At 58.9% G+C, this 22,951-nt stretch carries 17 protein-coding genes and 2 pseudogenes; 7 read left to right on the top strand and 12 right to left on the bottom strand.

From position 1 onward, the window contains the following. The 3 genes and pseudogenes from CES87_RS28405 to copC form a co-directional block, all read right to left on the bottom strand. A pseudogene (locus CES87_RS28405) lies at positions 1 to 1,096 on the bottom strand (OprD family porin); the annotation flags it as partial. A 584-nt stretch (positions 1,097 to 1,680) separates the two neighbouring features. Continuing rightward, complete coding sequence (gene copD / locus CES87_RS28395; RefSeq protein WP_128608713.1) at positions 1,681 to 2,556, bottom strand: copper homeostasis membrane protein CopD; 876 nt, start codon at positions 2,554 to 2,556, stop codon at positions 1,681 to 1,683. 3 nt (positions 2,557 to 2,559) lie between these two features. Further along, entirely contained in the window at positions 2,560 to 2,925 is a 366-nt protein-coding gene (gene copC / locus CES87_RS28390; RefSeq protein ID WP_128608712.1) for a copper homeostasis periplasmic binding protein CopC, read from the bottom strand. A gap of 139 nt (positions 2,926 to 3,064) precedes the next feature. On the opposite strand from copC, the pseudogene CES87_RS28385 reads away from it, so the two are divergent. Beyond that, positions 3,065 to 3,684: pseudogene (locus tag CES87_RS28385) on the top strand (TetR/AcrR family transcriptional regulator). 571 nt (positions 3,685 to 4,255) lie between these two features. On the opposite strand, the gene CES87_RS28380 reads toward CES87_RS28385, so the two are convergent. From CES87_RS28380 to hydA, 4 genes are all read right to left on the bottom strand, one after another. Continuing rightward, positions 4,256 to 4,744, bottom strand: coding sequence for an RHS repeat-associated core domain-containing protein (locus CES87_RS28380; protein ID WP_128608711.1), 489 nt, complete (start codon positions 4,742 to 4,744; stop codon positions 4,256 to 4,258). 234 nt (positions 4,745 to 4,978) lie between these two features. Then, positions 4,979 to 6,253, bottom strand: a complete 1,275-nt coding sequence (gene preA, locus CES87_RS28375; RefSeq protein ID WP_128608710.1) for an NAD-dependent dihydropyrimidine dehydrogenase subunit PreA — start codon at positions 6,251 to 6,253, stop codon at positions 4,979 to 4,981. Further along, positions 6,254 to 7,621: an NAD(P)-dependent oxidoreductase gene (locus CES87_RS28370; RefSeq protein ID WP_128608709.1), complete on the bottom strand. Its 1,368-nt coding sequence runs from the start codon at positions 7,619 to 7,621 to the stop codon at positions 6,254 to 6,256. It lies immediately after the preceding gene. A gap of 161 nt (positions 7,622 to 7,782) precedes the next feature. Then, positions 7,783 to 9,222: a dihydropyrimidinase gene (gene hydA, locus CES87_RS28365; RefSeq protein WP_128608708.1), complete on the bottom strand. Its 1,440-nt coding sequence runs from the start codon at positions 9,220 to 9,222 to the stop codon at positions 7,783 to 7,785. Between the two features lie 550 nt (positions 9,223 to 9,772). On the opposite strand from hydA, the gene CES87_RS28360 reads away from it, so the two are divergent. The 4 genes from CES87_RS28360 to CES87_RS28335 all read left to right on the top strand — a co-directional run bounded on the left by CES87_RS28360 (position 9,773) and on the right by CES87_RS28335 (position 14,786). Continuing rightward, positions 9,773 to 11,257 carry an NCS1 family nucleobase:cation symporter-1 gene (locus tag CES87_RS28360; protein ID WP_128608707.1) on the top strand — a complete coding sequence of 495 codons (1,485 nt, stop codon included), beginning with the start codon at positions 9,773 to 9,775 and terminating at the stop codon, positions 11,255 to 11,257. Between the two features lie 135 nt (positions 11,258 to 11,392). After that, a complete protein-coding gene (locus CES87_RS28350) occupies positions 11,393 to 12,676 on the top strand; it encodes a Zn-dependent hydrolase (protein ID WP_128608705.1) in 1,284 nt (427 codons plus the stop codon). A 191-nt stretch (positions 12,677 to 12,867) separates the two neighbouring features. Continuing rightward, positions 12,868 to 14,364, top strand: a complete 1,497-nt coding sequence (locus CES87_RS28340) for a helix-turn-helix transcriptional regulator (RefSeq protein WP_128608704.1) — start codon at positions 12,868 to 12,870, stop codon at positions 14,362 to 14,364. A 170-nt stretch (positions 14,365 to 14,534) separates the two neighbouring features. Continuing rightward, positions 14,535 to 14,786 (top strand): DUF1652 domain-containing protein, encoded by a 252-nt coding sequence (locus tag CES87_RS28335; RefSeq protein ID WP_128608703.1) that lies wholly within the window; start codon positions 14,535 to 14,537, stop codon positions 14,784 to 14,786. A 471-nt stretch (positions 14,787 to 15,257) separates the two neighbouring features. Here the strand turns inward: CES87_RS28335 and CES87_RS28330 are convergent, their stop codons facing one another. From CES87_RS28330 to CES87_RS28310, 5 genes are all read right to left on the bottom strand, one after another. Then, positions 15,258 to 16,025 (bottom strand): SDR family oxidoreductase, encoded by a 768-nt coding sequence (locus CES87_RS28330; RefSeq protein ID WP_128608702.1) that lies wholly within the window; start codon positions 16,023 to 16,025, stop codon positions 15,258 to 15,260. 148 nt (positions 16,026 to 16,173) lie between these two features. Beyond that, positions 16,174 to 17,241: a phosphotransferase family protein gene (locus CES87_RS28325; RefSeq protein WP_128608701.1), complete on the bottom strand. Its 1,068-nt coding sequence runs from the start codon at positions 17,239 to 17,241 to the stop codon at positions 16,174 to 16,176. Positions 17,242 to 17,384: 143 nt separating this feature from the next. Beyond that, positions 17,385 to 18,350, bottom strand: a complete 966-nt coding sequence (locus CES87_RS28320) for a 2-hydroxyacid dehydrogenase (protein WP_128608700.1) — start codon at positions 18,348 to 18,350, stop codon at positions 17,385 to 17,387. 147 nt (positions 18,351 to 18,497) lie between these two features. Further along, positions 18,498 to 19,106 carry a TetR/AcrR family transcriptional regulator gene (locus CES87_RS28315; RefSeq protein WP_128608699.1) on the bottom strand — a complete coding sequence of 203 codons (609 nt, stop codon included), beginning with the start codon at positions 19,104 to 19,106 and terminating at the stop codon, positions 18,498 to 18,500. A 29-nt stretch (positions 19,107 to 19,135) separates the two neighbouring features. Further along, the gene (locus tag CES87_RS28310; RefSeq protein WP_128608698.1) at positions 19,136 to 19,519 is read right to left on the bottom strand and encodes a tautomerase family protein; all 384 of its coding nucleotides are present in this window, start codon (positions 19,517 to 19,519) and stop codon (positions 19,136 to 19,138) included. Positions 19,520 to 19,877: 358 nt separating this feature from the next. Here CES87_RS28310 and CES87_RS28300 point away from each other — a divergent pair, with 358 nt between their 5' ends. Together CES87_RS28300 and CES87_RS28295 are read left to right on the top strand one after the other, a co-directional pair. Continuing rightward, entirely contained in the window at positions 19,878 to 21,158 is a 1,281-nt protein-coding gene (locus tag CES87_RS28300) for a serine/threonine transporter (protein ID WP_128608696.1), read from the top strand. A gap of 95 nt (positions 21,159 to 21,253) precedes the next feature. After that, positions 21,254 to 22,906: a SulP family inorganic anion transporter gene (locus tag CES87_RS28295; protein WP_128608695.1), complete on the top strand. Its 1,653-nt coding sequence runs from the start codon at positions 21,254 to 21,256 to the stop codon at positions 22,904 to 22,906. Positions 22,907 to 22,951 lie beyond the last annotated feature (45 nt).

Genomic DNA, 22,951 nt, shown 5'->3' with positions numbered 1-22,951 from the left:
CTGATATAGCGGTTCATCAGCGTCAAGCCTGGAATGCCGAGGGCGACGAAGTTGTAGTCATGGCGCACCTGCCAGGATTTTTCCCGGGCGTTGTCGTAGCTGGAGTTATAGCTGTCGTTGGCCAGGGTGCCGCCGCTGGTACCGTTGACGCGCATCCAGACATCGTCGCCGCTGAGTTTTTGCAGGCCCACATAGAAGGTGTTGCCGCCGTACTTGGCCGAGAGCAGGGCGAACGCGGTTTTGTTGTCCAGATCGCCGGCCAGGGCGCTGCCGTCTTCCTTGCCGATGAAGTAGCCGAGGTTGGCGCCCAGGGTCCAGTCGCCGAGCGGCTGGCTGTGGCTCAGGTTGAAATATTGCTGCTGATAGATGTCGCTGAGTTCGGCGTACCACACGCCGATCTGGGTGCGTTTTTCGTTGAAGGCATATTCGCCGCCACCGAAGTTGAAGCGGTCCGAGGTGAACGCCGCTTTGCCGTTCATGAACATGTTTTCCATGCTCGCATCGTTGCGCGGGCTGTTCTGCCGGAACTGGCCGCCGTAGAGCGTCAGGCCGCTGATCTCAGTGGAAGTCACCTGAGCGCCACGCAAGGTTTGCGGCAGCGAGCGGCCGTCGTCGGAACGCAGGATCGGCAGCACCGGCATCCATTCGCCGACCTTCAACTCGGTTTTCGAAATCTTGCCTTTGAGCGCCACGCCCAGTCGGCCGAAGTTGTCAGCAGGGCGCCCATCACCGTGGATCGGCAACAACTGCGTCCCGCCGGTGCCTTTGCCACCATCGAGTTTTTGCGAGTACAGCCCCAACACATCCACGCCAAAGCCGACCGGGCCTTGGGTGAAACCGGACCTGGCATCGAGGATGAAGTTTTGCGTCCACTCTTCAGCCTTGCCCTGGGGTAGGCAGGGTTGATGTAGTTGCGATTGAAGTAGGCGTTGCGCAGGTTCAGCGTGGCCTTGGCGTCATCGGTAAAACCTTCGGCCTGGCAGGTGATGGGCAGGGCGAGGGCCAGGCTGCTGCAACCGATCAGGCTAAGGGTATGACGGCGGGAGAGGGTGGGACGTGCATTGCGGACGGACGAATTGCGGGCGAGTTTGCTCACTGTGGCGCTCCATTACTTTTCTTGTTTTTATTTTTGTCATACGTCGTCGTACAACACGGAGGCGATTATTTGCGAGGGTTTTGGGTGTTGTCAATCAGAAGTTGTACGATGACCTGGCGCGTTTTAGATTATGTAGGCTGACTGTAGGAGCGAGGCTTGCCCGCGAAGAACGATAATGCGGTGGATCAGATTGACCGCGTTGTGGCCTTCGCGGGCAAGCCTCGCTCCTACAGAGGAGGAGTCATCGGCGGCATGGTGCCGAGTAAAGACACCGCGGCCGTTGTACGATGACTTGGTGCGTTTTGAATCATGTAGGCTGGCTGTAGGAGCGAGGCTTGCCGCGAAGAACGATAATGCGGTGGATCAGATTGACCGCGGTGTGGCCTTCGCGGGCAAGCCTCGCTCCTACAGAGGAGGAGTCATCGGCGGCATGGTGCCGAGTAAAGAAACCGCGGCCGTTGTACGATGACCTGGTGCGGTTTGAATCATGTAGGCTGGCTGTAGGAGCGAGGCTTGCCCGCGAAGAACGATAATGCGGTGGGTCAGATTGACCGCGGTGTGGCCTTCGCGGGCAAGCCTCGCTCCTACAGAGGAGGAGTCATCGGCGGCATGGTGCCGAGTAAAGACACCGCGGCCACCGCGCCCATCCCCAGCAGCCATTCCAGCATCACGCTGGCACGCAACGTTGCCATTCGCCTCTGACAGACGTTGACCCGCAACCGATTGAACAACGCCAAACCCAGCATTGCGCCTACCAGCATGACTTTGATCAACAGAATCAAGGCAAACCCGGTGAACAACGGCGTCGGCCAAAAGGCCCCGGTGAGCACCCGCACATTGATCAACCCGGTGATTAATAGCCCCGCCACCAAGACGTAGCCGACGCCACTGAAACGCTGCAACAGCGCGTTGATGCAATGCCCGTCAGGTCGGCCCAGGATCATGATCAGCAGCATCAAGCCACCGAGCCAGGCACCAACGCAGGTCAGGTGCACCAGTTGATTGAGGATCAGCAAATGACCTTCCGTACCGTCGAGCATGGCGCCGTGGCCGACGGGGGCCAGGGTCGCCAGGAGCAGGCCGCTGAGGATGATTTGCAAGGGCCGGTTGGCGCGTAGCGGTGTCAGCAGCAACGCAACCAGCAACGCGTTGAGCAGCAGGTGCCAGCGCCAGACCTGACCAAAAAAGGTGTGGCCCAGCACCAGGCGCAAGGTCGATGGCTCGAACGCCGCATCCCAGGCGCCGGCCATGCTGGCGGTGACCAACAGCAACCAGCCGACACCGCTGACCAGCGCCACGGCCGCCAGCCAATGACCGACACGGTCCAGCGGTTGATCCAGCGTAGTGCCGCGCCCCAACAACAACGGCCTGAACAGCCACGCCCTGAACAGCCACGCCCCGAACAGCATCAGCACCACGGTGAAATGCAGGAAACGGCACAGCACCATCGCGCTCGTCATGAATTACTGGCCAACCTTGAACGCGTAAGCGCCTTCGCTTTTGTGGGTATCGACCGACACAACGTGCCACTCGACCTTGTAGCCACCTGCGGTGAAGGGTACGGCCGGAGTGACAATCAGGGTCTTTTTATCGCCCCCTTGAGTGACCAGGCTTTTCACCAGAATGTCGGCACCGTCCTTGGTAATCGTGACTTTGGAGAAGTCGGCTTCGACACCTTCGGAAAACACCAGGCTCAGTTCCGCTGGTGCTTTGACGGTACTGTCGGCGGCGGGCGTCTGGCTTTTCAGATGCGCGTGGGCAAATACCGACGAAGCGGCGAGCAGCGAGCCGAGCAGGGCGGCGGTGGTCAGGGTTTTCTTCAAGAGCATGTTCAATCCCTCGGCGGCAAGTTCGATGTGGGCGCAAGTTTAGCCGCACCGGGCGCGTTGTACGAAGTTTGCTTTTCCCCTGTCGCCGCGAGGTAGAGCGGATGCTAGTCTTGTTTAACGCTGTTGTCAGGGAGCCCTCATGGGCAATCACAAGATCGAGATACGTCGCAGTAACGTCGAGAAAATTCTGCTGGGGGCCGAGAAAGTCTTCGCCGAAAAAGGTTTCGGCAGCACCGCCATGGCCGACATCGCCGCCGAAGTGCAGCTGCCGCGCTCCAACCTGCATTACTACTTCAGCACCAAGACCGAGTTATACAGCGCCGTGCTGTTCGACCTGCTGGAAGTGTGGAAGCAGGACGCACTGTGCTTCGAGATGTTCGACGACCCGCGCGTGGTGCTCAGCAGCTACATCCGCGCCAAAATGAACCACTCCCGCAGCCGGCCTTACGGCTCCAAAGTCTGGGCCAACGAAATCATCCACGGCGCACCGACCCTGGGCTCGGCGCTGGACGCCAGTCTGTACGACTGGGCCAAGATGAAAGAAGCGAAGATTCGCCAGTGGGTGGACGACAAACGCATCCTGCCGGTGGAGCCCTCGAGCCTGCTGTACATGATCTGGGCTTCGACTCAGCACTATGCCGACTTTGATCATCAGGTGAATATTTGAATGATCATCAGCCGCTGTCGGACATGCAGTTCGAGCGGGCGGTGCAGACGGTGACGAGTGTGATATTGCGGGGGATTGGGTTGGAGCCGTAGTTTGCGCACTATCGCGTGAGTTTTCCTGGCGCTTCGGCACTTACTTAGCTCCTTATTTGTTGATTTATTGATGCTCGGAAATGAACTACGTTGCCACTCTTTATTTCCAGATATAATTTTGAAAGTTGCTGGGCGTGATGCTGTTTGGTGGTTTCTTTTTTGGCAGTAGTAATACTTTTTTGATGGCTTTTTACGTTTTGAAATTGCTGCTTGGTAGCGACGGGCTGAAAATTGGGGTTATTCGATCTTAAGTAGTCAAATTTTATTCCCATGAATTCTAGGTGTTCATACTTCGGTGTATGCCTTAATGGGTCGGGAATATAACTCATGAGCTCTTTAGTGTCAGGTAATTGGGAGTCAATACTAGCTAGCTGAGAAGCGTACTTTGAAGTGCGGGGTGGTGGGCGTGGTGCGCCCCTACTTGGCCCCTCCATTAGACTGTTCGATATCGGTTTGTATGGTGAGCTAGATCGGTTGATACTGCTGGCTGTTCGAAGAGTTTTAGAATTTTGGTCCGTGAATAATTTCGTCAATAAAGGAAAGCGCGCATTACCAGTCGGATCGAAATAGTTTATAGGGTCATTGTTGCAGTAAGCATACGAATTAATGCCCCTTGATCAAAAGGGCTCTTCACATCCGGGCTGTTAAAATGCATCAAGGCAGAATTAAAAAAACGATTGCCCTGGCCTAGGGGATAGTGTCCAGTAATTTCATCAGGGCACTCCCCATTGAACCCGAGCAAACGACTTAAACCACTTTCGGCCGGGTGATATCCGTAGGCGGTAAAGGCAAATTGCTGCGGATTAACCCCCGAGACAGTTCGCAGCAGCGAGTTCGCTTGATCGGTCATCAACAACGAGGTTTCCCTAACACCAGCTTCGCTCCGTTGCAGCGCCAAGGGCTGCGCTTGATGGCGGAAGACTGTTCGTTGTATCTGTTGATCCAACTCGGTAGCCAGGCGGCCCTTTTGGTAGAAGCGTTGCAGAAGCCCCAGGCTTGTGAGCTGGTCCAATGGGTCGTACTGATAGCGGCACAAAATTTTCAGTGATGAGACCGACATGACGAGGTTCTCGCTGACGAATTGAATGTGTGTCAGCTTCGAAGATATTTCGAGTGGCGTCTACTAGCAGAACTGATAGGTGAGGGGGCTTGAGGTTGGCGTTGTAGCTGCTGGCCTCTTCGCGGGCAAGCCTCGCTCCTACAGGATTGAAGTCAACCCACGATTATGTGAACGACGTAATACCTGTAGGAGCGAGGCTTGCCCGCGAAGGCGTCCGTTCAGGCGCTGCTGAACTCAAACGGCGACGTGGTAGGGATTCCTCGGATCATGATTCCAATCCAGAAACGGTTTGCCGGTTTCCACCGGCACCATCTCGATGCAGTCCTGCACCGGACAGGTGATCTGGCACAAATTGCAGCCCACACATTCCTCATCGATCACTTCATACGCATGGGTTCCATCGGCTTTTTTCAGGCTGGCCACCGCCTGGTGTGAGGTGTCTTCGCAAGCGATGTGGCAACGGCCGCAACCGATACAAGCCTCCTGGTCAATCTTGGCGATCACTTGATAGTTGATATCGAGGTACTTCCAGTCCGTGGTATTACCCACCGCCCGCCCGGAAAACTCAGAGATGCTGGCGTAACCCTGACTGTCCATCCAGCGCGACAGACCATCCTTCATCTCCTCAACAATCCGGAAGCCATGCAGCATCGCCGCCGTGCATACCTGTACCGAGCCACTGCCCAGGGCGATGAATTCCGCCGCATCGCGCCAGTTGCCAATACCGCCGATGCCGCTGATAGGCAGTCCTGCGGTCTGCGGATCGCGGGCGATTTCGGCGACCATGTTCAAGGCAATCGGCTTGACCGCCGAACCACAATAACCACCGTGGGTGCTCTGGCTGCCGACCATCGGATTGGCGACCATGCGCTCCAGATTGACGCTAGTGATCGAGTTGATGGTGTTGATCAGCGATACGGCATCGGCGCCACCTCGGTGTGCCGCGCGGGCGGCCACACGAATGTCGGTGATGTTCGGCGTGAGCTTTACGATCACCGGCAGCGAGCAATAGGTCTTGCACCAGCGCGTGACCTGTTCGACGTACTCGGGAACCTGGCCGACCGCCGCCCCCATGCCGCGTTCCGGCATGCCGTGGGGGCAACCGAAGTTCAGTTCGATGCCATCGGCGCCCGTGGCTTCCACCAGCGGCAGGATGTTTTTCCAGGACTCTTCGACGCAGGGCACCATCAACGACACGATCAATGCGCGGTCCGGCCAGTCCTTTTTGACCTGGGTGATTTCCCGCAGGTTGATCTCCAGCGAACGGTCGGTGATCAGCTCGATGTTGTTAAAGCCGAGAACCTCTCTGTTAGGTCCGAAGTGCGCCGAATAGCGCGACGACACATTGACCGCCGCCGGATCTTCACCCAGGGTTTTCCAGACCACGCCCCCCCAGCCGGCCTCGAAGGCGCGGACCACGTTGTAGGCCTTGTCGGTCGGCGGCGCGGAGGCCAGCCAGAACGGGTTGGGGGACTTGATGCCGGCGAAGACAATCGACAGATCGGCCATTTACGCAGCCTCCACATTGAGCATCAGTTGAGCGCTGATGGCCTCGGCGGCCCGTTTGCCGTGCTGCACCGCTTGCACGGTGAGGTCCTGATCGAGGCTGGTGCAGTCGCCGCCGGCATATACGCCGGGGATGCTGGTGCGCAGGTTTGCATCCACTTCGATCCGGTCGCCCTGACGCTTGAGCTCGCGAGCGAGTGGGTCGGCCAGGGCGCTTGAATCGAAGCTCTGGCCGATGGCTTTGAAGATCGCATCGGCGGCCAGCTCGAAGGTTTCGCCGGTGGTTTGCAGGCGACCCTCCACCAGATGGGTGCGGGCGAAACGCATGCCGCGTACGTTGCCCTGATCATCGAGCAACACTTCTTCCGGTTGTGCCCAGGTCAACAGGCGCACCTGATTGGCCTTGGCGATGTCCTGTTCGTGGTGGGTGGCGCCCATGTCCGGGGCGCCACGGCGGTACACCAGATTGACGTCATGGGCGCCGAGGCGGGCCATTTGCACGGCCATGTCGATGGCGGTATTGCCGGCGCCGAGCACGATGCAGTGGTCAGCCAGAGGTAATTGGGTCAGGTCATCCGCCTGGCGCAGTTCGCGGATGTAGTCGGTGGCGGCCACCAGGCCGGGCGCGTCTTCGTTGGCTAGGCCCAGTTGCTTGCTGGCGGCCAGGCCGAGGCCGAGGAACACCGCGTCGAATTGCTGATGCAGTTCGCTGAGGCTCAGGTTGTCCCCGAGTTTTTGCCCGTGGCGAATTTCGATGCCGCCGATTTCCAGCAGAAAATCCAGCTCCTTCTGCGCGTAATCGTCCACCAGTTTGTACTTGGCGATCCCGTATTCATTAAGGCCGCCGGCCTTTTCCCTGGCTTCGAAAATCACCACGTCATGGCCGTGCATGGCACTGCGATGGGCGCAGGACAGCCCGGCCGGACCTGCACCCACCACGGCAATGCGCTTGCCGGTAGCAGCGGCGCGGGAGAACGGGTGTTGGCTGAAATGCGCGTTGTCCACGGCGTAGCGCTGCAGCAGGCCGATCAACACAGGCGCGCACTCATGGGCGTTGTTGCGCACACAGGCATGCTGACAAAGGATTTCCGTCGGGCAGACCCGGGCGCAACTGCCGCCGAGGATGTTGGCCGAGAGGATTTTCTGCGCCGCGCCCTGAACGTTGTCCTGATGGATGTTGCGGATGAACGACGGGATATCGATCTCGCTGGGGCAGGCATTCACGCATGGCGCGTCGTAGCAATACAGGCAACGCGAGGCTTCCAGGTGGGCCTGTCGGTCATTGAGCGGCGGCGCCAGATCGGTGAAATGGCCGGCGAGGGCGGCTGCGTTCTCGTAGGGATGCGGGAGGTGGGTCAGGGTCTTGATCACGGTTTTGGGCCTCACGGGGATTGAGGTTATGCCTCTGGTGGGCTGATCGTTCCCACGCTCTGCGTGGGAATGCCTCAAGGGACGCTCCGCGTTCCAATGGGACGCAGAGCGTCCCGGGCTGCATTCCCACGCAGAGCGTGGGAACGATCATGGGTGCAAGATCAGCGTTTCACAGCAACCGGCTGATTCAACTCAGCCCGCTTGCTCAGCAAATCAAACACCGCCGGATATGCCGGCCGTTCGATATACCGCCCGGCACCACGCTCGGCGCGCAAGTCGCCATCGGCCCAGACCACCCGGCCCTGGCTGATGGTGTGGCTGGGCACGCCGCGCACGGTCTTGCCTTCGAAGATGTTGAAGTCGACCTGCTGGTGATGGGTCTTGGCCGAAATCGTTCGTGTACCTTGCGGGTCCCACAGCACCAGATCGGCATCGGCGCCCACGCGGATCGCGCCTTTGCGTGGGTAAAGGTTGAAGATTTTTGCGGTGTTGGTGGAGGTGAGGGCGACGAATTGCTGCATCGAAAACCGCCCGGTATTCACCCCTTCATCCCAGAGCACGGCCATGCGGTCTTCGATACCAGCCGTGCCATTGGGGATCTTGCTGAAGTCGTCCTTGCCGGCGGCTTTCTGCTCGGCGCAGAAGCAGCAGTGATCGGTGGCGGTGGTGTGCAGGTTGCCCGCTTGCAGGCCATGCCAGAGCGCTTCCTGATGGCCACGCGGGCGGAACGGCGGGCTCATCACGTAACCGGCGGCGGTCTGCCAGTCCGGGTGTTGATAGACGCTGTCATCCAGCAGCAAATGCCCGGCCAGCACTTCGCCGTAGACCGGCTGGCCCTTGGCGCGGGCATAGGTGATTTCGTCGAGGGCCTCCTTGGTCGAAACGTGCACCAGGTACAGCGGCGTGCCCAGGGTTTCGGCGATGCGGATGGCCCGGCTCGCGGCTTCGCCTTCCACCTGGGAAGGACGCGACAGCGGATGCGCCTCTGGTCCGGTCATGCCCTGAGCCATCAGCTTGCGTTGCAGGTGATAGACCAGCTCGCCGTTTTCCGCGTGCACGGTGGGCACCGCGCCCAATTCCAGACAGTGCTCGAAACTCGCCACCAGCGTGTCATCCGCCGCCATGATCGCGTTTTTGTAAGCCATGAAATGCTTGAAGCTGTTAACCCCGTGATGGATCACCAGCTCAGTCATTTCCTCGCGAACCTGTTCGCTCCACCAGGTTATAGCGACATGAAAGCCGTAATCGGACGCCGATTTCTCGGCCCAGCCGCGCCACTGATGGAAGGCTTCCATCAAGGACTGCTGAGGATTGGGAATCACGAAGTCGATGATCGAAGTAGTGCCGCCGGCGAGACCTGCCGCCGTGCCGCTGAAAAAGTCCTCGCTGGCCACGGTGCCCATGAAGGGCAGTTGCATATGGGTGTGCGGGTCGATACCTCCGGGCATCAGGTATTGGCCGCTGCCGTCGAGTATCTCCGCACCTGCGGGTACGTCGAGGTTTTCGCCGATGGCCTTGATCACGCCGTCTGCGCAATACACATCGGCGCGATAACTTTCATCATGGGTAACAACGGTGGCGCCACGGATCAACAGAGACATTCCGGATTCCTCGCAGGCATGACCGACTGATGCCGGTTCTAAATGTTTTATATGAAGCCATCGAAAACAGGTGTATTCCTGTCAACGTTGTCAGGAATAAACGCTAGCTGCTGTTATGGGAATCAGCAAGAATATTTTTTATAAGCTTATGACTGTTTTAACCAACTGATAAATAACGGTTTAAATCTAAAATCACCAAAATGGTGAGGCCTCTCACCATTTTGACGCACTTGACAGGATCGAAATATGGTCAAGATTTCCTATGTGAAATCAGCTGTTTGAGAGTGGTCTATGGTTGATGCGCAACTTTGAAAAAAAGATCAACGCACCAGATTGAGTCCTGACTGTACGGACAACTTGCCTGGCATTCGGCCTGAGTGGCATCACAAGAAACCGGAGGATTCAATAGTTGTAAAAATAAAGCTGATAAACATCAGTTACTTAAAAAGTTTTATGGAACTGCCCGATGCGCAGACGGGGTGCCCGGCACGCTTATTGATGCCGCCAGCCCCTGATGAGCAAAAATAATCAAAAAAACAGTGGAGCGGCCATGCAACAGATCAGATCGCAAGTGACGGAGCGCGACGGCTTGTTTGAGCTGGAAGCCGGCAGAGACGTCCTCGACAGTCCCCGTTACAACCACGACATGGCACCGACCAAGGTGCGCGAACGAACCTGGAACCAATGGCACATCACCGCTTTGTGGGTCGGTATGTCGATCTGCGTGCCGACCTATACCCTTGGCGGCGTACTGACGGCCTATTTCGGCCTGAGCGTTGGCGAAGCGCTGCTGGCGATCCTGTTTGCCAACATCATCGTGTTGATTCCCCTGACCCTGAACGCCTTTCCCGGCACCAAGTACGGCATTCCGTTCCCGGTGTTGCTGCGCTCGTCGTTCGGCATCCTCGGTTCCAACATCCCCTGCCTGATCCGCGCGCTGGTGGCGTGCGGCTGGTTCGGCATCCAGACGATGTTCGGCGGCCTGGCCATTCACCTGTTTCTGGGTTCGATTTTCGATGGCTGGAAGTCCCTGGGTGGTACCGGTGAAGTCCTGGGTTTCATGATGTTCTGGGTACTGAACCTGTGGGTGGTGATTCGCGGTGCCGAGTCGATCAAATGGCTGGAGACCCTGTCCGCGCCGTTGCTGGTGGCCGTGGGCGTGGGGCTGTTGGTTTGGGCGATGCCGAACGTGTCGATGACTGAATTGCTGGCGATTCCGGCCAAGCGTCCTGAAGGGGTCAGCGTGGTCAGTTACTTTGCCGCCGGGCTGACCGCGATGGTCGGGTTCTGGGCCACGCTGTCGCTGAACATCCCGGACTTCAGCCGCTACGCGAAAAGCCAGAAGGATCAGATCGTCGGGCAGATCATCGGCCTGCCGCTGACCATGTTCCTGTTCGCCTCGCTGGGCGTGGTCATGACCGCCGCCTCGGTGAAGCTGGTGGGCGTGACGGTTTCCGATCCGGTGACGCTGATCGGCCATATCCAGAGCCCGGTCTGGGTCGCGCTGGCCATGGCGCTGATCATCATCGCCACGCTGTCCACCAACACCGCGGCCAACATTGTGTCGCCGACCAACGACTTCCAGAACATCGCACCCAAGGTGATCAACCGCACCAAAGCGGTGATGCTCACCGGGTTTGTCGGCCTGTTGTTGATGGGGCATGAACTGCTGAAGAAGCTTGGCCTGATCGTCTCGGATGTGAGCCTGGAAACCGTCTATTCCAACTGGTTGCTGGGCTATTCCAGCCTGCTGGGGCCGATTGCCGGGATCATGGTGGTGGATTATTTCCTGATCAAGAAACAGCAACTGGACCTTGCCGGGCTCTATCGCGATGACGTGTATCCGGCGTGGAACTGGAACGGATTTCTCGCATTCGGTGTGCCGGTGGTGCTGACATTGATGTCGCTGGGTAGCGATGCGTTCAGCTGGTTCTACAGCTATGGCTGGTTTACCGGCTCGGCCCTTGGTGGGTTGATTTATTACGGGTTGTGCGCGATGCGGCCTAACCCCGTGGTTGCCAAGTCACCCCTGTAATGATCGTTCCCACGCTCTGCGTGGGAATGCAGCCCGGGACGCAGAGCGTCCCAAGCCAGGACGCAGAGCGTCCATGGATGAATTCCCACGCAGAGCGTGGGAACTATCAGAACAACACAGCCTGAGGAGATCATCATGAACGCTGCCGTAGACGTTCTGCAGTCCAACCATCAGCACATCAATCGCGATCGCCTGTGGCAGTCGCTCATGGAACTGGCCAAACTCGGCGCCACGGTCAAGGGCGGCGTCTGTCGCCTGGCCCTGACCGACCTTGATCGCCAGGCCCGCGATACGTTTGTGAAGTGGTGCGAGGAAGCAGGCTGCACCGTCAGCATCGACGCTGTGGGCAACATCTTCGCCCGCCGTCCCGGACGCAATCCGAACCTGCCACCGGTGATGACCGGCAGCCACATCGACACCCAACCCACCGGCGGCAAGTTTGACGGTTGCTTCGGCGTGCTGGCGGGCGTCGAAGTGCTGCGCACCCTCAATGACCTGGGCGTGGAAACCGAAGCGCCGCTGGAAGTGGTGGTGTGGACCAACGAAGAAGGCTCGCGCTTTGCCCCGTGCATGATGGGTTCTGGCGTGTTCGCCGAGAAATTCACCCTTGAAGAAACCCTTGCCAAGGTCGATGCGCAAGGCGTGACGGTCGGTGAGGCGCTGAATGCCATCGGCTACGCTGGCCCACGAAAAGTCAGCGGTCACGCCGTCGGTGCTTACTTCGAAGCGCACATCGAACAGGGCCCGATACTCGAAGACGAACGCAAAACCATCGGTGTCGTAATGGGCGCCCTCGGGCAGAAATGGTTCGACCTGAAACTGCGCGGCGTCGAAGCCCATGCCGGTCCGACCCCGATGCATCTGCGCAAGGATGCGCTGGTCGGCGCTGCGGTTATCGTCGGCGCGGTCAATCGCGCAGCTCTCGGCCATCAACCCCACGCCTGCGGCACCGTCGGTTGCCTGCAAGCCTATCCGGGTTCACGTAACGTCATCCCCGGCGAGGTGCGCATGACCCTGGACTTCCGGCATCTTGAGCCGGCACGGCTGGACTCGATGATCGCCGAAGTCCGCGAAGTCATCGAAACCACCTGTGAGGAGCACGGCCTGACCTACGAGCTGACACCCACCGCCGACTTCCCGCCGCTGTACTTCGACAAGGGCTGCGTCGAAGCGGTACGCGGTGCCGCCCAAAGCCTGAGCCTGTCGCACATGGACATCGTCAGCGGCGCGGGGCACGACGCAATCTTCCTCGCTGAACTCGGTCCCGCCGGGATGATCTTCGTGCCATGCGAAGGCGGCATCAGCCACAACGAGATCGAAAACGCCGCGCCGGATGATCTGGCTGCGGGGTGTGCGGTGTTGTTGCGGGCGATGCTGGCGGCTTCGGCGGCGATTGCCGGGGGGGAATTGGCTGCATAAAGATTGCCCCCCCCACTGTAGGAGCGAGCCTGCTCGCGATGAACCTGAGACCGACGCGGGGTCTCAGGCATCCAGCGTCATCGTTGACGACCATCGCGAGCAGGCTCGCTCCTACAGGGGGCGTGTTTGTCGCACGATCTCATACGCCCGCGGTCGACATCTTCAAAATGCCGTCACCCCGTGGAGATCCAATGAGCCAGGACGTCCTGACCACCGAAACCACTCGCCGTCAGTTGCAGCAGATCATCACCGGCCTGTCCGATGGGGTGATTCTGCTGGAGCTGGACCGGACGATTGTCTGGGCCAATGACGCCGCGCTGGCCATGCACGGCGTCGAGCAAGTCCAGGAACTGGGAGCTGATGCGAAGGAGTACGCGCGGCGCTTTGTCTTGCGTTATCGCAACAATCACCCGGTCCCGTTTGCCAACTACCCGATCAATCGTGTCGCTCGCGGCGAGACCTTCAGCGATGTACTGGTCGAGCTGACCCCGGCCCATGACGAAGAGCATAGCTGGGTCCATCGGGTACGCAGCCTGGTGGTGACCGACAGCCAAGGTGAACCGGAATCATTGGTGCTGATCATGGACGATGTCACCGACTGGGCCAGCGCCGAGCAACGCTTCGAAAAGACCTTCAACGCCAACCCGGCCCCCGCGGTGATTTGCCGACTCAGTGATTTGCGCTACATCAAAGTCAACTCCGGTTTTCTGGAAATGACCGGGTACGTGCGTGAACAGGTGATTGGTTGTTCGACCTATGAGTTGGACGTACTCGAAGGCGCCGAAAACAAAGACCTGGCAAAACAGCGCCTGCGCGAGGGGGCAACCATCCCGCAAATGCAGGCCGAACTGGAATTGCCCGACGGCGGCAGCAAGCAAGTGATCGTCGCCGGCCAACCCCTGGAACTCAACGACGAGCCCTGCATGTTGTTTTCCTTCGTCGACATGGAGCCCCGGCACAAGGCCGAAACCGCCCTGCGCCAGAGCGAAGAGCGCTTTGCCAAGGCGTTTCGTCTGTCGCCGGTGCCGATTCTGATATGCGGCGCGGGTGATCTGGTGGTGCTGGACGTCAATGAAGCGTTCCTCGATACCCTGGGCTATCCCAGCGAAGAAGTCCTGGGCGAAAGCATCGCGCAGATCGGCTTCATTGATGACAAAGGCGCACGGACGCGACTTTTCGCAGCACTGGAGAAATCTGCAAGCCTGGATCGCATTGATGTTCGGGTGCGCAAGAAAGATGCGGGACTGATTGATTGCGCCGTGTCGGCGGACACCGTGAATATTCAGGATAATCCCTGCTACCTGTTGGTGTTGATGGACATCACCGAGCGCAAACGCACCGAGATTGAGTTGGTGGCGGCCATTGAAGAGGTGATGAAAGACGCCTCGTGGTTCAGCCGTACGCTGATCGAAAAACTCGCCAATGTGAAAAGCGTCAACTCACTCCGGTTACCCAGCGTGTCCTTTACCGATTTGACGGCGCGGGAGCGTGATGTACTGGGTTTGATTTGCGAAGGTCTGGCCGACAAGGAAATCGCCGCACGCCTGAAACTGGCGCCGAACACGGTGCGAAATCACGTGGCGACGGTATATTCCAAGCTCGATGTGCACAGCCGTAGCGAGGCGATTGTCTGGGCGCGCGAGCGCGGTTTGTTCTCCAGTGCAAGGCAATCCAGGCATCAGCGCTAGGGTGCAAATGCACTAATTATAGTGGTGCAAATTCATGTTTTGGAGTCAGGTGGCAAGGCTTAGGCTGCGACTGTGCGAATTGTTCGCCCGCCCTTTGAAGTCGATGAAGGAAAAGCCATGCACCTCCAACGCATCACCACCGCAGTACCTTGCTGTAAGGGTCTGTCGCAATGATTTATCTGGCGCAATTGCGGACGCAGCTTGAGCGTACTTTTTCGCCGCTGGCCTGTGAGTGCAATGTCACAGGAGATCATTCCTTGACCATCAAGCTTTACCATCCAGCGTCCGGGCAAGTTGATCTGGTAGTCAGCGGTTTAAACGTGGCAACGTTACAATCCCCTGAATCGGTCGCGGTACTCATTGAAGAGCTGCGTTACGAACTGGAGAGCAACACCCTGCATCGCTCAGATTCCGTGTTGTAGTTTTTGTCGGTTTTGACTACCGACCGGACCTGAAGACCCATAAAAGCAGCCTGTCTGATATTCGCCCGTGAACTTTTTGGCAGTGTTTTGTTGTCACAAGCTTGTCAATCGTTAATGCGGGTCATCCTATGAAAAGTCTTGGGAAACGCGTTTTCACACCGCTTGCTCTCTGTGCGGTGATTCTCGGTGGCTGTGCCAGTCCGCCGCCTCCGCCTCCGGCCGCACCGCCTCCACCCCCTGAGCGTACCTGTCAAACCTCGGATAACACCCAAGTGATGGGCGATATGCGGGCCGAAGGGCAGGTGACGCGAGAAACCACCACGACAAGGTGCATCACCCAGTAGGAGCGAGCTTGCTCGCGATGGTCGTGAACGAAAACGCGCGCTTACTGGAATAACGCGCAGTTTTTCAGTCCATCGCGAGCAAGCTAGCTCCTACAGGCACGTCATGGGCACAATCGGTGAGCATGGATCAGGACAGGAAACCGCCATCCACGTTCAGCGAAACGCCCGTGGTGTAGCTTGATGCATCGCTGGCCAGATACAGCACAGCACCGGCCATTTCGCTTGGGTCCGCCACACGCTTGAGCGGGATCTGCGCCAATGCGGTGTTGAGGATTGCCTCGTTCTTTACCAGTGCCGAAGCGAACTTGGTGTCGGTCAAGCCCGGCAACAGGGCGTTGCAGCGGATGCCGAACTGTGCGCATTCCTTGGCGAACACTTTGGTCATGTTGATCACGGCGGCCTTGGTTACCGAATAGATGCCCTGGAACACGCCCGGCGAGACGCCGTTGATCGAAGCGACGTTGATGATGCTGCCGCCACCGTTCTCGCGCATCAGCTTGCCGGCTTCCACGGACATGAAGAAATAGCCCCGGATATTGACGTCGACGGTCTTCTGGAACGCGCTGAGGTCGGTGTCCAGCACGTTGCAGAACTGTGGGTTGGTCGCCGCGTTGTTGACCAGGATGTCCAGGCGCCCGAACTGTTCCTTGATGCCGGCGAAAACCTGGCTGATCTGTTCCATTTCACCAATATGGCAAGCGACGGCAGTGGCTTTGCCGCCGGCGGCGACGATCGCGTCGGCCACGTGCTGGCAGCCGTCGAGTTTGCGGCTCGAAACGATCACATGGGCGCCTTGCTGCGCCAGCAGTTTGGCGATGGCTTCACCGATGCCGCGGCTGGCGCCGGAAACGAAAGCGATCTTGCCGTCGAGGTCGAACAACTGAGTCTTGGACATGGGATTCTCTTGTAATGAAGTCTTGTTATTGAGTGAAAGGCCGGCTAGTGCTGTTCGGTGGGTCGGGCTTGCTGCGTTTGGCCAGTGAGCGCGCGCTATCGTTTACGACCATCGCGAGCAGGCTCGCTCCTACAGTGGATCTCCAGGATCAGAGGCTGGATTTCTGGATGACCTGTAAGCTCATTTGCTCCAGCAGTTTGTTCATGTGAATGAACTGCGCGAAGCGTTTGTCCTGGGTCTGGCCATGGTAGAAGCGGTAGTAGATCTGCTGCACGATACCGGCCAGGCGAAACAGGCCGTAGGTGTAGTAGAAATCGAAATTGTCGATCTCGATACCGGAACGCCGGGCGTAGTAATCGACGAATTCGCGGCGGGTCAGCATGCCCGGTGCATGGCTCGGCTGGCGGCGCATCATTTGCACCGGCGCCGGGTCACTGGCCTCGATCCAGTAGGCGAGGGTGTTGCCCAGGTCCATCAACGGGTCGCCGAGGGTGGTCAGTTCCCAGTCGAGCACGCCGATGATCTGCATCGGGTTGTTCGGGTCGAGGATCACGTTGTCGAAGCGGTAGTCGTTATGCACGATGCTGGAGGTCGGGTGATCTGCTGGCATCTTGTCATTGAGCCACGCTTTCACCACTTCCCACTGCGGTGCGTCCGGGGTCAGGGCCTTCTCGTAGCGATCGCTCCAGCCTTTGATCTGCCGCGCCACGTAACCTTCGGGCTTGCCGAGGTCACCCAGGCCACAGGCGTTGTAGTCGACCTGATGCAGTTCGACGAATTTGTCGATGAAGCTCTTGCACAGGGCTTCGGTTTTCGCTGAATCGAGCCCCAGTTCCGGTGGCAGATCGGAGCGCAGGATGATGCCCTTGACCCGCTCCATCACATAGAACTCGGCACCGATTACCGATTCGTCAGTGCAGTGCACGTAGGCTTTCGGGCAATACGCAAAGCCGTCGCGCAGTTGATTGAGGATACGGAATTCACGACCCATGTCATGGGCGGACTTGGCCTTGTGGCCAAACGGCGGCCGACGCAGGACGAATTCCTGTTCCGGGTATTCCAGCAAATACGTGAGGTTGGAAGCGCCCCCCGGAAACTGGCTGATCGCAGGCTTGCCACTGAGGCCCGGAATGTGTGCCTTGAGGTATGGATCGATCAGGCTGGCATCGAGTTCTTCGCCGGAGCGGATACGGGTGGACTGGTCAGTAAGCGCCATGCTTATCCCTTCTGCTTATTTTGGAGGCCTGAAACTATTGGCTAATCTAATCCGCGCTCCCGGCACCCACAACCACGAACGACCCTTATAGGTGAGCGTGTTGCCGGGCAATCATTGTATTTGATACGCCTGTTTGAATTGCCCTACACAACGGCGTTGATGCTGCTGTTCGGCAACTCGATCGGGGTTAATACCGGTTGGCCTGTAAAGAACGCCACGAGGTTGCGGCCCACCAGTTCGACGGTGCCCTGAGTCGCTTCGGGCGACAATCCGGCGACATGCGGAGTCAGGATGACGTTGGTCAGGCCCTTGAGTGCGTCCGGAACGTGGGGCTCGGCATCGAATACATCCAGCGCGGCACCGGCGATGCGCCGTTGCTCAAGCGCGGTGATCAGGTCGGCGGTGGCCACTACGCTGGCCCGGGCAATGTTAACGAGGAAGCCCTTGGGGCCGAGGGCCTCGAGTACCTGGCGGTTGATCAGGTGTTTGGTGCCCAGGCCGCCGGGGGTAGCGACGATCAGAAAATCCGAGGCGCGCGCCAGCTCGGTCGGGGTCGAGCAGTAGTCGTAGGGCACGTCGCTGCGATGTTGGCGATTGTGATAACACACGCTCATGTCGAAGCCGTTCGCGGCGCGTTTGGCAATCGCCATACCGACGGCGCCAAGGCCGAGAATGCCCAGGTGTTTGCCGGCGAGGGACGGACGCATGATTTTTGGCCACTCGCCCCGGCGTACGGCGGCGTCGCAGCGAGGCACATCACGCACCAGGGACAGTAGAAGGGCCATGGCGTGGTCGGCGACGGACGAGGCATTGACTCCAGCACCATTGGTGACAGTGATGCCCCGGTTGGCGGCCGATTGCAGGTCGACCATTTCATAGCCAGCGCCGATCACGCAGATGATCTTCAGCTTAGGCAGGGCGGCAATTTCATCGGCATACAGGCCCAGTGGGCCGCGGGTCAGGACAGCGTCGATCTGGCCGCCGTGGCGGGCGATGGCTGCGGCGCGCTCGGTGGGGGTCGGGGCCAGAATCAGGTGAAAGCCCTGATGTTCGAGAATGGGCAGGTAATCATTGATGGTTTCAACCAGTACCAGAACGGTTGCGGGCATGCTGGGCTCCTGTGGGCAGCGAAATAGGGCTCGAACGTCGCTTGAGATTGCTGGCTCCGGGACGTTTTGGCAAACATCACTTGGAGCCATGCCCATCATTGTAGGAGCTGGCGAAGCCTGCGATCTTTTTCTGATGGCACTAAATATTCAGGCCGGGGAGGGGGGCTCGGGCTGTTCTGCTGTCAGAAAGCGCTGCGCTGCATCGAGGATTTCATCCGACAGGGCATCACCCCGGGTGGCGCGGGCCAACGTCAGGGCGCCGACCATCAGCGAATACTGCACCAGTGCCTGCTGCCGATTTTCGACGGGATCGTCTGAATCCATCAGCTTGCCAAACGAGTCGAGCAGCCGGTTCAGGCCTTCCATGAACGGCTCGCGCAAGCCGCTCTCGGCGCTCTCATGGCACATGTCGCCAGCGAAAGCCACCACCGGGCAGCTATCACCGGGGTTGTCGCGGCTGTGAGCGGACAGGTACGGTTCGATCAGTGCCCGACGCGCAGCGGCGTTATCGCCGGTCGTGGTGATACGCTCCCGCCAGCGCGCGCCCACCTCTTTGAATACCCTTTCGCTGGCCTCTTTGGCCAAGGCCTCCTTGGACTCGAAGTGACCATAGAAACCGCCATGGGTCAGGCCGGCAGCGGCCATCACATCGACCACACTGATCCCATGCAGGCCGCGTTCGCGGAACAGCCGTGTAGCGGCGTCGACGATGATTTCTCGGTTGAGGTCGGCTTGCTTGCGGGAAACTCGAGGCATTGGCGGCTCGCAGGTATCAAAATTGAAAATCAGAGGGCGTACTGGGCGATGCCGTTGCCGAACGACCAGTTTTCTTTCTTCACTTCCACCAGATTAATGAAAACATCCTCCAGGCGCACCGATAGTTCTTTGTTCAGGCTTTCGGCGATGGTCTTGTAGAGAAGTTTCTTCTGCTCGACGGTGCGACCTTCGCTCAGGGTGATCTGGATCACCACCAGGTTGTCGGTGCGCTGGATGCCCAGGTATTGCGGATCAAAGACGAAGTGATGCTCATCGTGTTCGGCGAGGATCTGGAAGTTATCGTCTTTGGGCACGCCAATGGTGCTGTGCATGGCGGCGTAGATCAGTTGGCCGATGCGTTTGGCGTAGGTGGGGTCCTGTTGCTTTTTGATTTCGACGCGAACTAGTGGCATGGGATGACTCCAGATCGAGAGTGGGATCATTAAAAATACATTATGAATGACCTTTATCAAGTGCGGGTCGTCGGGTGGTGGTAGACATTGCACAACTCCCTGTAGGAGCGAGCTTGCTCGCGATGGGCGTCAATATTGGCGCGGGCTGCCTGGGTAAGCGCGGTGTCCTGGGGTTTTTCGCGAGCAAGCTCGCTCCTACAGGGTTTCAATCTGGCACCACCGTTCCTCACCTAAGTCTTTGCTTCTGCTCATTAATCCCGGAGAATCGCGCGCTTGTTTCGGCCAGGGCGCTGCCTGTCGGGTACTCCGACGCGTTCTGGCCGGGTGGCAAGTGACCGGAATGTGGAGATCCCACCGGATGAATGATCAGGCCAATAGCGTCAACGAACGCTATGTAGCAGCGACACCAGCGACCCTTTCGAGCTGGAATCGCCAAGACACCACCTGGATGCTGGGCCTGTTTGGCACGGCGATTGGTGCGGGCACCCTGTTTTTACCGATCAACGCAGGCCTGGGCGGCTTCTGGCCGCTGTTGGTCCTGGCGTTGCTGGCGTTCCCGATGACCTTCTACGCACACCGTGGCCTGACCCGTTTCGTGTTGTCCGGCCGTGAAGGTGCTGATATCACTGAAGTCGTAGAAGAGCATTTCGGCATCAAGGCTGGCGCGTTGATCACGTTGTTGTACTTTTTCGCGATCTTCCCGATCCTGCTGATCTACAGCGTCGCCCTGACCAACACCGTGGGCAGCTTCCTCGAACATCAACTGCACATCACGCCGCCACCGCGCGCGGTGCTGTCGCTGGTGCTGATCCTCGGCCTGCTGGCGGTTGTGCGCTGCGGCGAACAGATGATCATCAAGGCCATGAGCCTGATGGTTTACCCGTTTATCGTTGCGTTGCTGTTCCTTGCGGTGTTCCTGATTCCCCATTGGAACGGCGGCATCCTGACCACGGCCAGCACGCTGCCTGAGCCGTCGGCGTTGCTGCATACCCTGTGGCTGGCGATTCCGGTGATGGTGTTCTCGTTCAACCACTCGCCGATCATCTCGGCGTTTGCGGTGGACCAGAAGCGTCGTTACGGCGATCACGCCGAACAGCGCAGCTCGCAGATCCTGTCCCGCGCGCACGCATTGATGGTGGTGATGGTGCTGTTCTTCGTCTTCAGCTGCGTACTGACCTTGACGCCGGCGCAACTGGCCGAAGCCAAAGCGCAGAACCTGTCGATCCTGTCGTACCTGGCCAACCACTTCAGCAACCCGACCATCGCCTTCGCGGCGCCGTTGATTGCGTTCGTGGCCATTTCCAAGTCGTTCCTGGGGCACTACATCGGCGCCAGCGAAGGCCTCAAGGGTTTGATCGTCAAAAGTGGCAAACGTCCGTCGGCGAAGACCCTTGACCGTATGACCGCCGCTTTCATGCTGGTGGTGTGCTGGATCGTCGCCACCCTGAACCCGAGCATCCTCGGCATGATCGAAACCCTGGGCGGCCCGGTGATTGCTTCGATCCTGTTCTTGATGCCGATGTACGCCATCCGCAAGGTGCCGGCCATGGCGCGCTATCGCGGCCAGGCGTCGAACGTGTTTGTGGTGGCGGTAGGTCTGGTGGCGATTTCGGCGTTGATCTATTCGCTGAGTGCGTGATCGTTCGGCGCGGCTCGCGTCGTGCCGGAATGACAGCTACAGTGGCCGTTGCGCGTTATACGTGCAGCGGCTTTTTTTCGCCTGGAGACAGCGGATTGTCTAGCGCCTCGCCTCAAAACCCCTCCGAGCAACCCAATCGATGGCAGGACCTGCTGGCCGGGTTGTCGATTGCCGGTCTGCTGTTGCCCGAAGCGGTCGCTTACTCGAGCATTGCGGCACTCGCCCCCCAGGCCGGAGTCATCGCCCTGTTCGCCGGATTGTTGTGCTATGGCCTATTCGGCACCAGCCGCTTTGCCATTGTGTCGGCGACCTCATCGTCAGCCGCCGTCCTGGCTGCCGCGACCGCGACTCTGGCCAATGGCGACCCGCAATTGCGCTCGACCCTGGCGATCGGACTGGTGCTGATGACCGGTGTATTGTTTTTGCTGGCCGGTCTGTTCAAATTCGGCAGCGTGACGTCGTTCATCGCCAAACCCGTGTTGCGCGGTTTTGCCTTCGGCCTGGCGCTGACCATCATTTTCAAGCAGATCGCCAGTGTGGTTGGTGTGCATCTGAACGATGCCAACCTGGTACGGTTTCTGCCGCAACTGCTCGAACAACTGCCGCAATGGAATTGGGTCGCAGTCGGTGTTGCCGCCGTGGCTTTGGTGTTGTTACGGCTGTTTGCAAGGTTTCGACGCCTTCCCGGCGGTTTGCTGGTGGTGGTGATTGGCATCGCCGCTGGCCATTGGCTGAACCTGCCGGCGTATGGGGTGAAGTTGATCGGGGTGATCGACCTCAGCCTGGACGTGCCAAGGTTTCCGGTGCTGCCGTTCGCTGACTGGTTGCGTCTGGGTGAACTGGCGTTTGCCATGGTGATGATCCTGTACGCGGAGTCCTACGGTTCCATCAGTTCCTACGCGCTTAAACACGGTGATCGCATCACGTCAAACCGGGACCTGCTGGCGCTCGGTGCTTCCAATCTGCTGTCCGGCCTGTTCCACGGCATGCCCGTGGGAGCAGGGTATTCGGCGACATCAGCCAATGAGGCCGCAGGCGCGACCTCGCGCCTGGCCGGTGGCGTGGCGGCGCTGGTGGTGTTGCTCATCGTCTTGACAGTGCTGCCTTTTATCGCCCTGACGCCGGAGCCGATCCTCGCCGCCATCGTCATCCACGCACTGGGTCGTGGCTTGAGCCTGCAACCGCTGGGGCGCTATTTCATCTGGCATCGTGACCGACTGTTGGTGATTTGCGCCGTGGGGGCGGTATTGGTGTTGGGTGTACTCGACGGTTTGCTGGTGGCGGTGGCAATCAGTGTGTTGTTGATGCTCAGGCAAATGTCGGCAGCGGATATCCAGATTCTCGGCCGCATTGATGACAGCCACGATTTTGTCGACCTGCAACGACATCCAACGGCGAAAACGGAACCGGGCGTGCTGATTGTCCGTCCGGGCGAAGCGTTGTTCTTTGCCAACGTCGAGCGGATTCTCGGCGCAGCCTTGCACTTGATTCGGCATTCACAAGCGCCGATTCATACGGTGATTATCAGTCTGGAAGAGTCGCCTGATCTGGATGGCACCAGCATTGAGGCGATGCAGGAGTTTTTTGTGCGTGTGCATCTCGAAGGCAAGCGGCTGATTCTGGCTCGTCTTAAGGAGAAAGTGCTAAGCGCGCTATCGGAGCTCCCCGAAGTGCAGGCCACAGGCGTGATTCTGAGTGGGTTGAGTGTGGACGGTGCGGTGCAGCAGGCGCTCGAATTGAACGCATGACCTGTGGGAGCGGCACCGCCGCTCCCACATTTGATCAATGTACAG

The sequence above is a fragment of the Pseudomonas sp. ERMR1:02 genome, assembly GCF_002277815.1.
Lineage (GTDB): Bacteria > Pseudomonadota > Gammaproteobacteria > Pseudomonadales > Pseudomonadaceae > Aquipseudomonas.
This window is presented reverse-complemented; position numbering and strand designations above follow the sequence as displayed.

Excerpts from the sequence above, each read along its gene's own strand:
- copC (WP_128608712.1), bottom strand. The coding sequence starts at position 2,925 with ATGCTCTTGAAGAAAACCCTGACCACCGCCGCCCTGCTCGGCTCGCTG.
- CES87_RS28325 (WP_128608701.1), bottom strand. The coding sequence starts at position 17,241 with ATGGCGCTTACTGACCAGTCCACCCGTATCCGCTCCGGCGAAGAACTC.
- CES87_RS28380 (WP_128608711.1), bottom strand. The coding sequence starts at position 4,744 with ATGTCGGTCTCATCACTGAAAATTTTGTGCCGCTATCAGTACGACCCA.
- CES87_RS28350 (WP_128608705.1), top strand. The coding sequence starts at position 11,393 with ATGAACGCTGCCGTAGACGTTCTGCAGTCCAACCATCAGCACATCAAT.
- hydA (WP_128608708.1), bottom strand. The coding sequence starts at position 9,222 with ATGTCTCTGTTGATCCGTGGCGCCACCGTTGTTACCCATGATGAAAGT.
- CES87_RS28335 (WP_128608703.1), top strand. The coding sequence starts at position 14,535 with ATGATTTATCTGGCGCAATTGCGGACGCAGCTTGAGCGTACTTTTTCG.
- CES87_RS28315 (WP_128608699.1), bottom strand. The coding sequence starts at position 19,106 with ATGCCTCGAGTTTCCCGCAAGCAAGCCGACCTCAACCGAGAAATCATC.
- preA (WP_128608710.1), bottom strand. The coding sequence starts at position 6,253 with ATGGCCGATCTGTCGATTGTCTTCGCCGGCATCAAGTCCCCCAACCCG.
- CES87_RS28310 (WP_128608698.1), bottom strand. The coding sequence starts at position 19,519 with ATGCCACTAGTTCGCGTCGAAATCAAAAAGCAACAGGACCCCACCTAC.
- copD (WP_128608713.1), bottom strand. The coding sequence starts at position 2,556 with ATGACGAGCGCGATGGTGCTGTGCCGTTTCCTGCATTTCACCGTGGTG.
- CES87_RS28360 (WP_128608707.1), top strand. The coding sequence starts at position 9,773 with ATGCAACAGATCAGATCGCAAGTGACGGAGCGCGACGGCTTGTTTGAG.
- CES87_RS28300 (WP_128608696.1), top strand. The coding sequence starts at position 19,878 with ATGAATGATCAGGCCAATAGCGTCAACGAACGCTATGTAGCAGCGACA.
- CES87_RS28320 (WP_128608700.1), bottom strand. The coding sequence starts at position 18,350 with ATGCCCGCAACCGTTCTGGTACTGGTTGAAACCATCAATGATTACCTG.
- CES87_RS28340 (WP_128608704.1), top strand. The coding sequence starts at position 12,868 with ATGAGCCAGGACGTCCTGACCACCGAAACCACTCGCCGTCAGTTGCAG.
- CES87_RS28330 (WP_128608702.1), bottom strand. The coding sequence starts at position 16,025 with ATGTCCAAGACTCAGTTGTTCGACCTCGACGGCAAGATCGCTTTCGTT.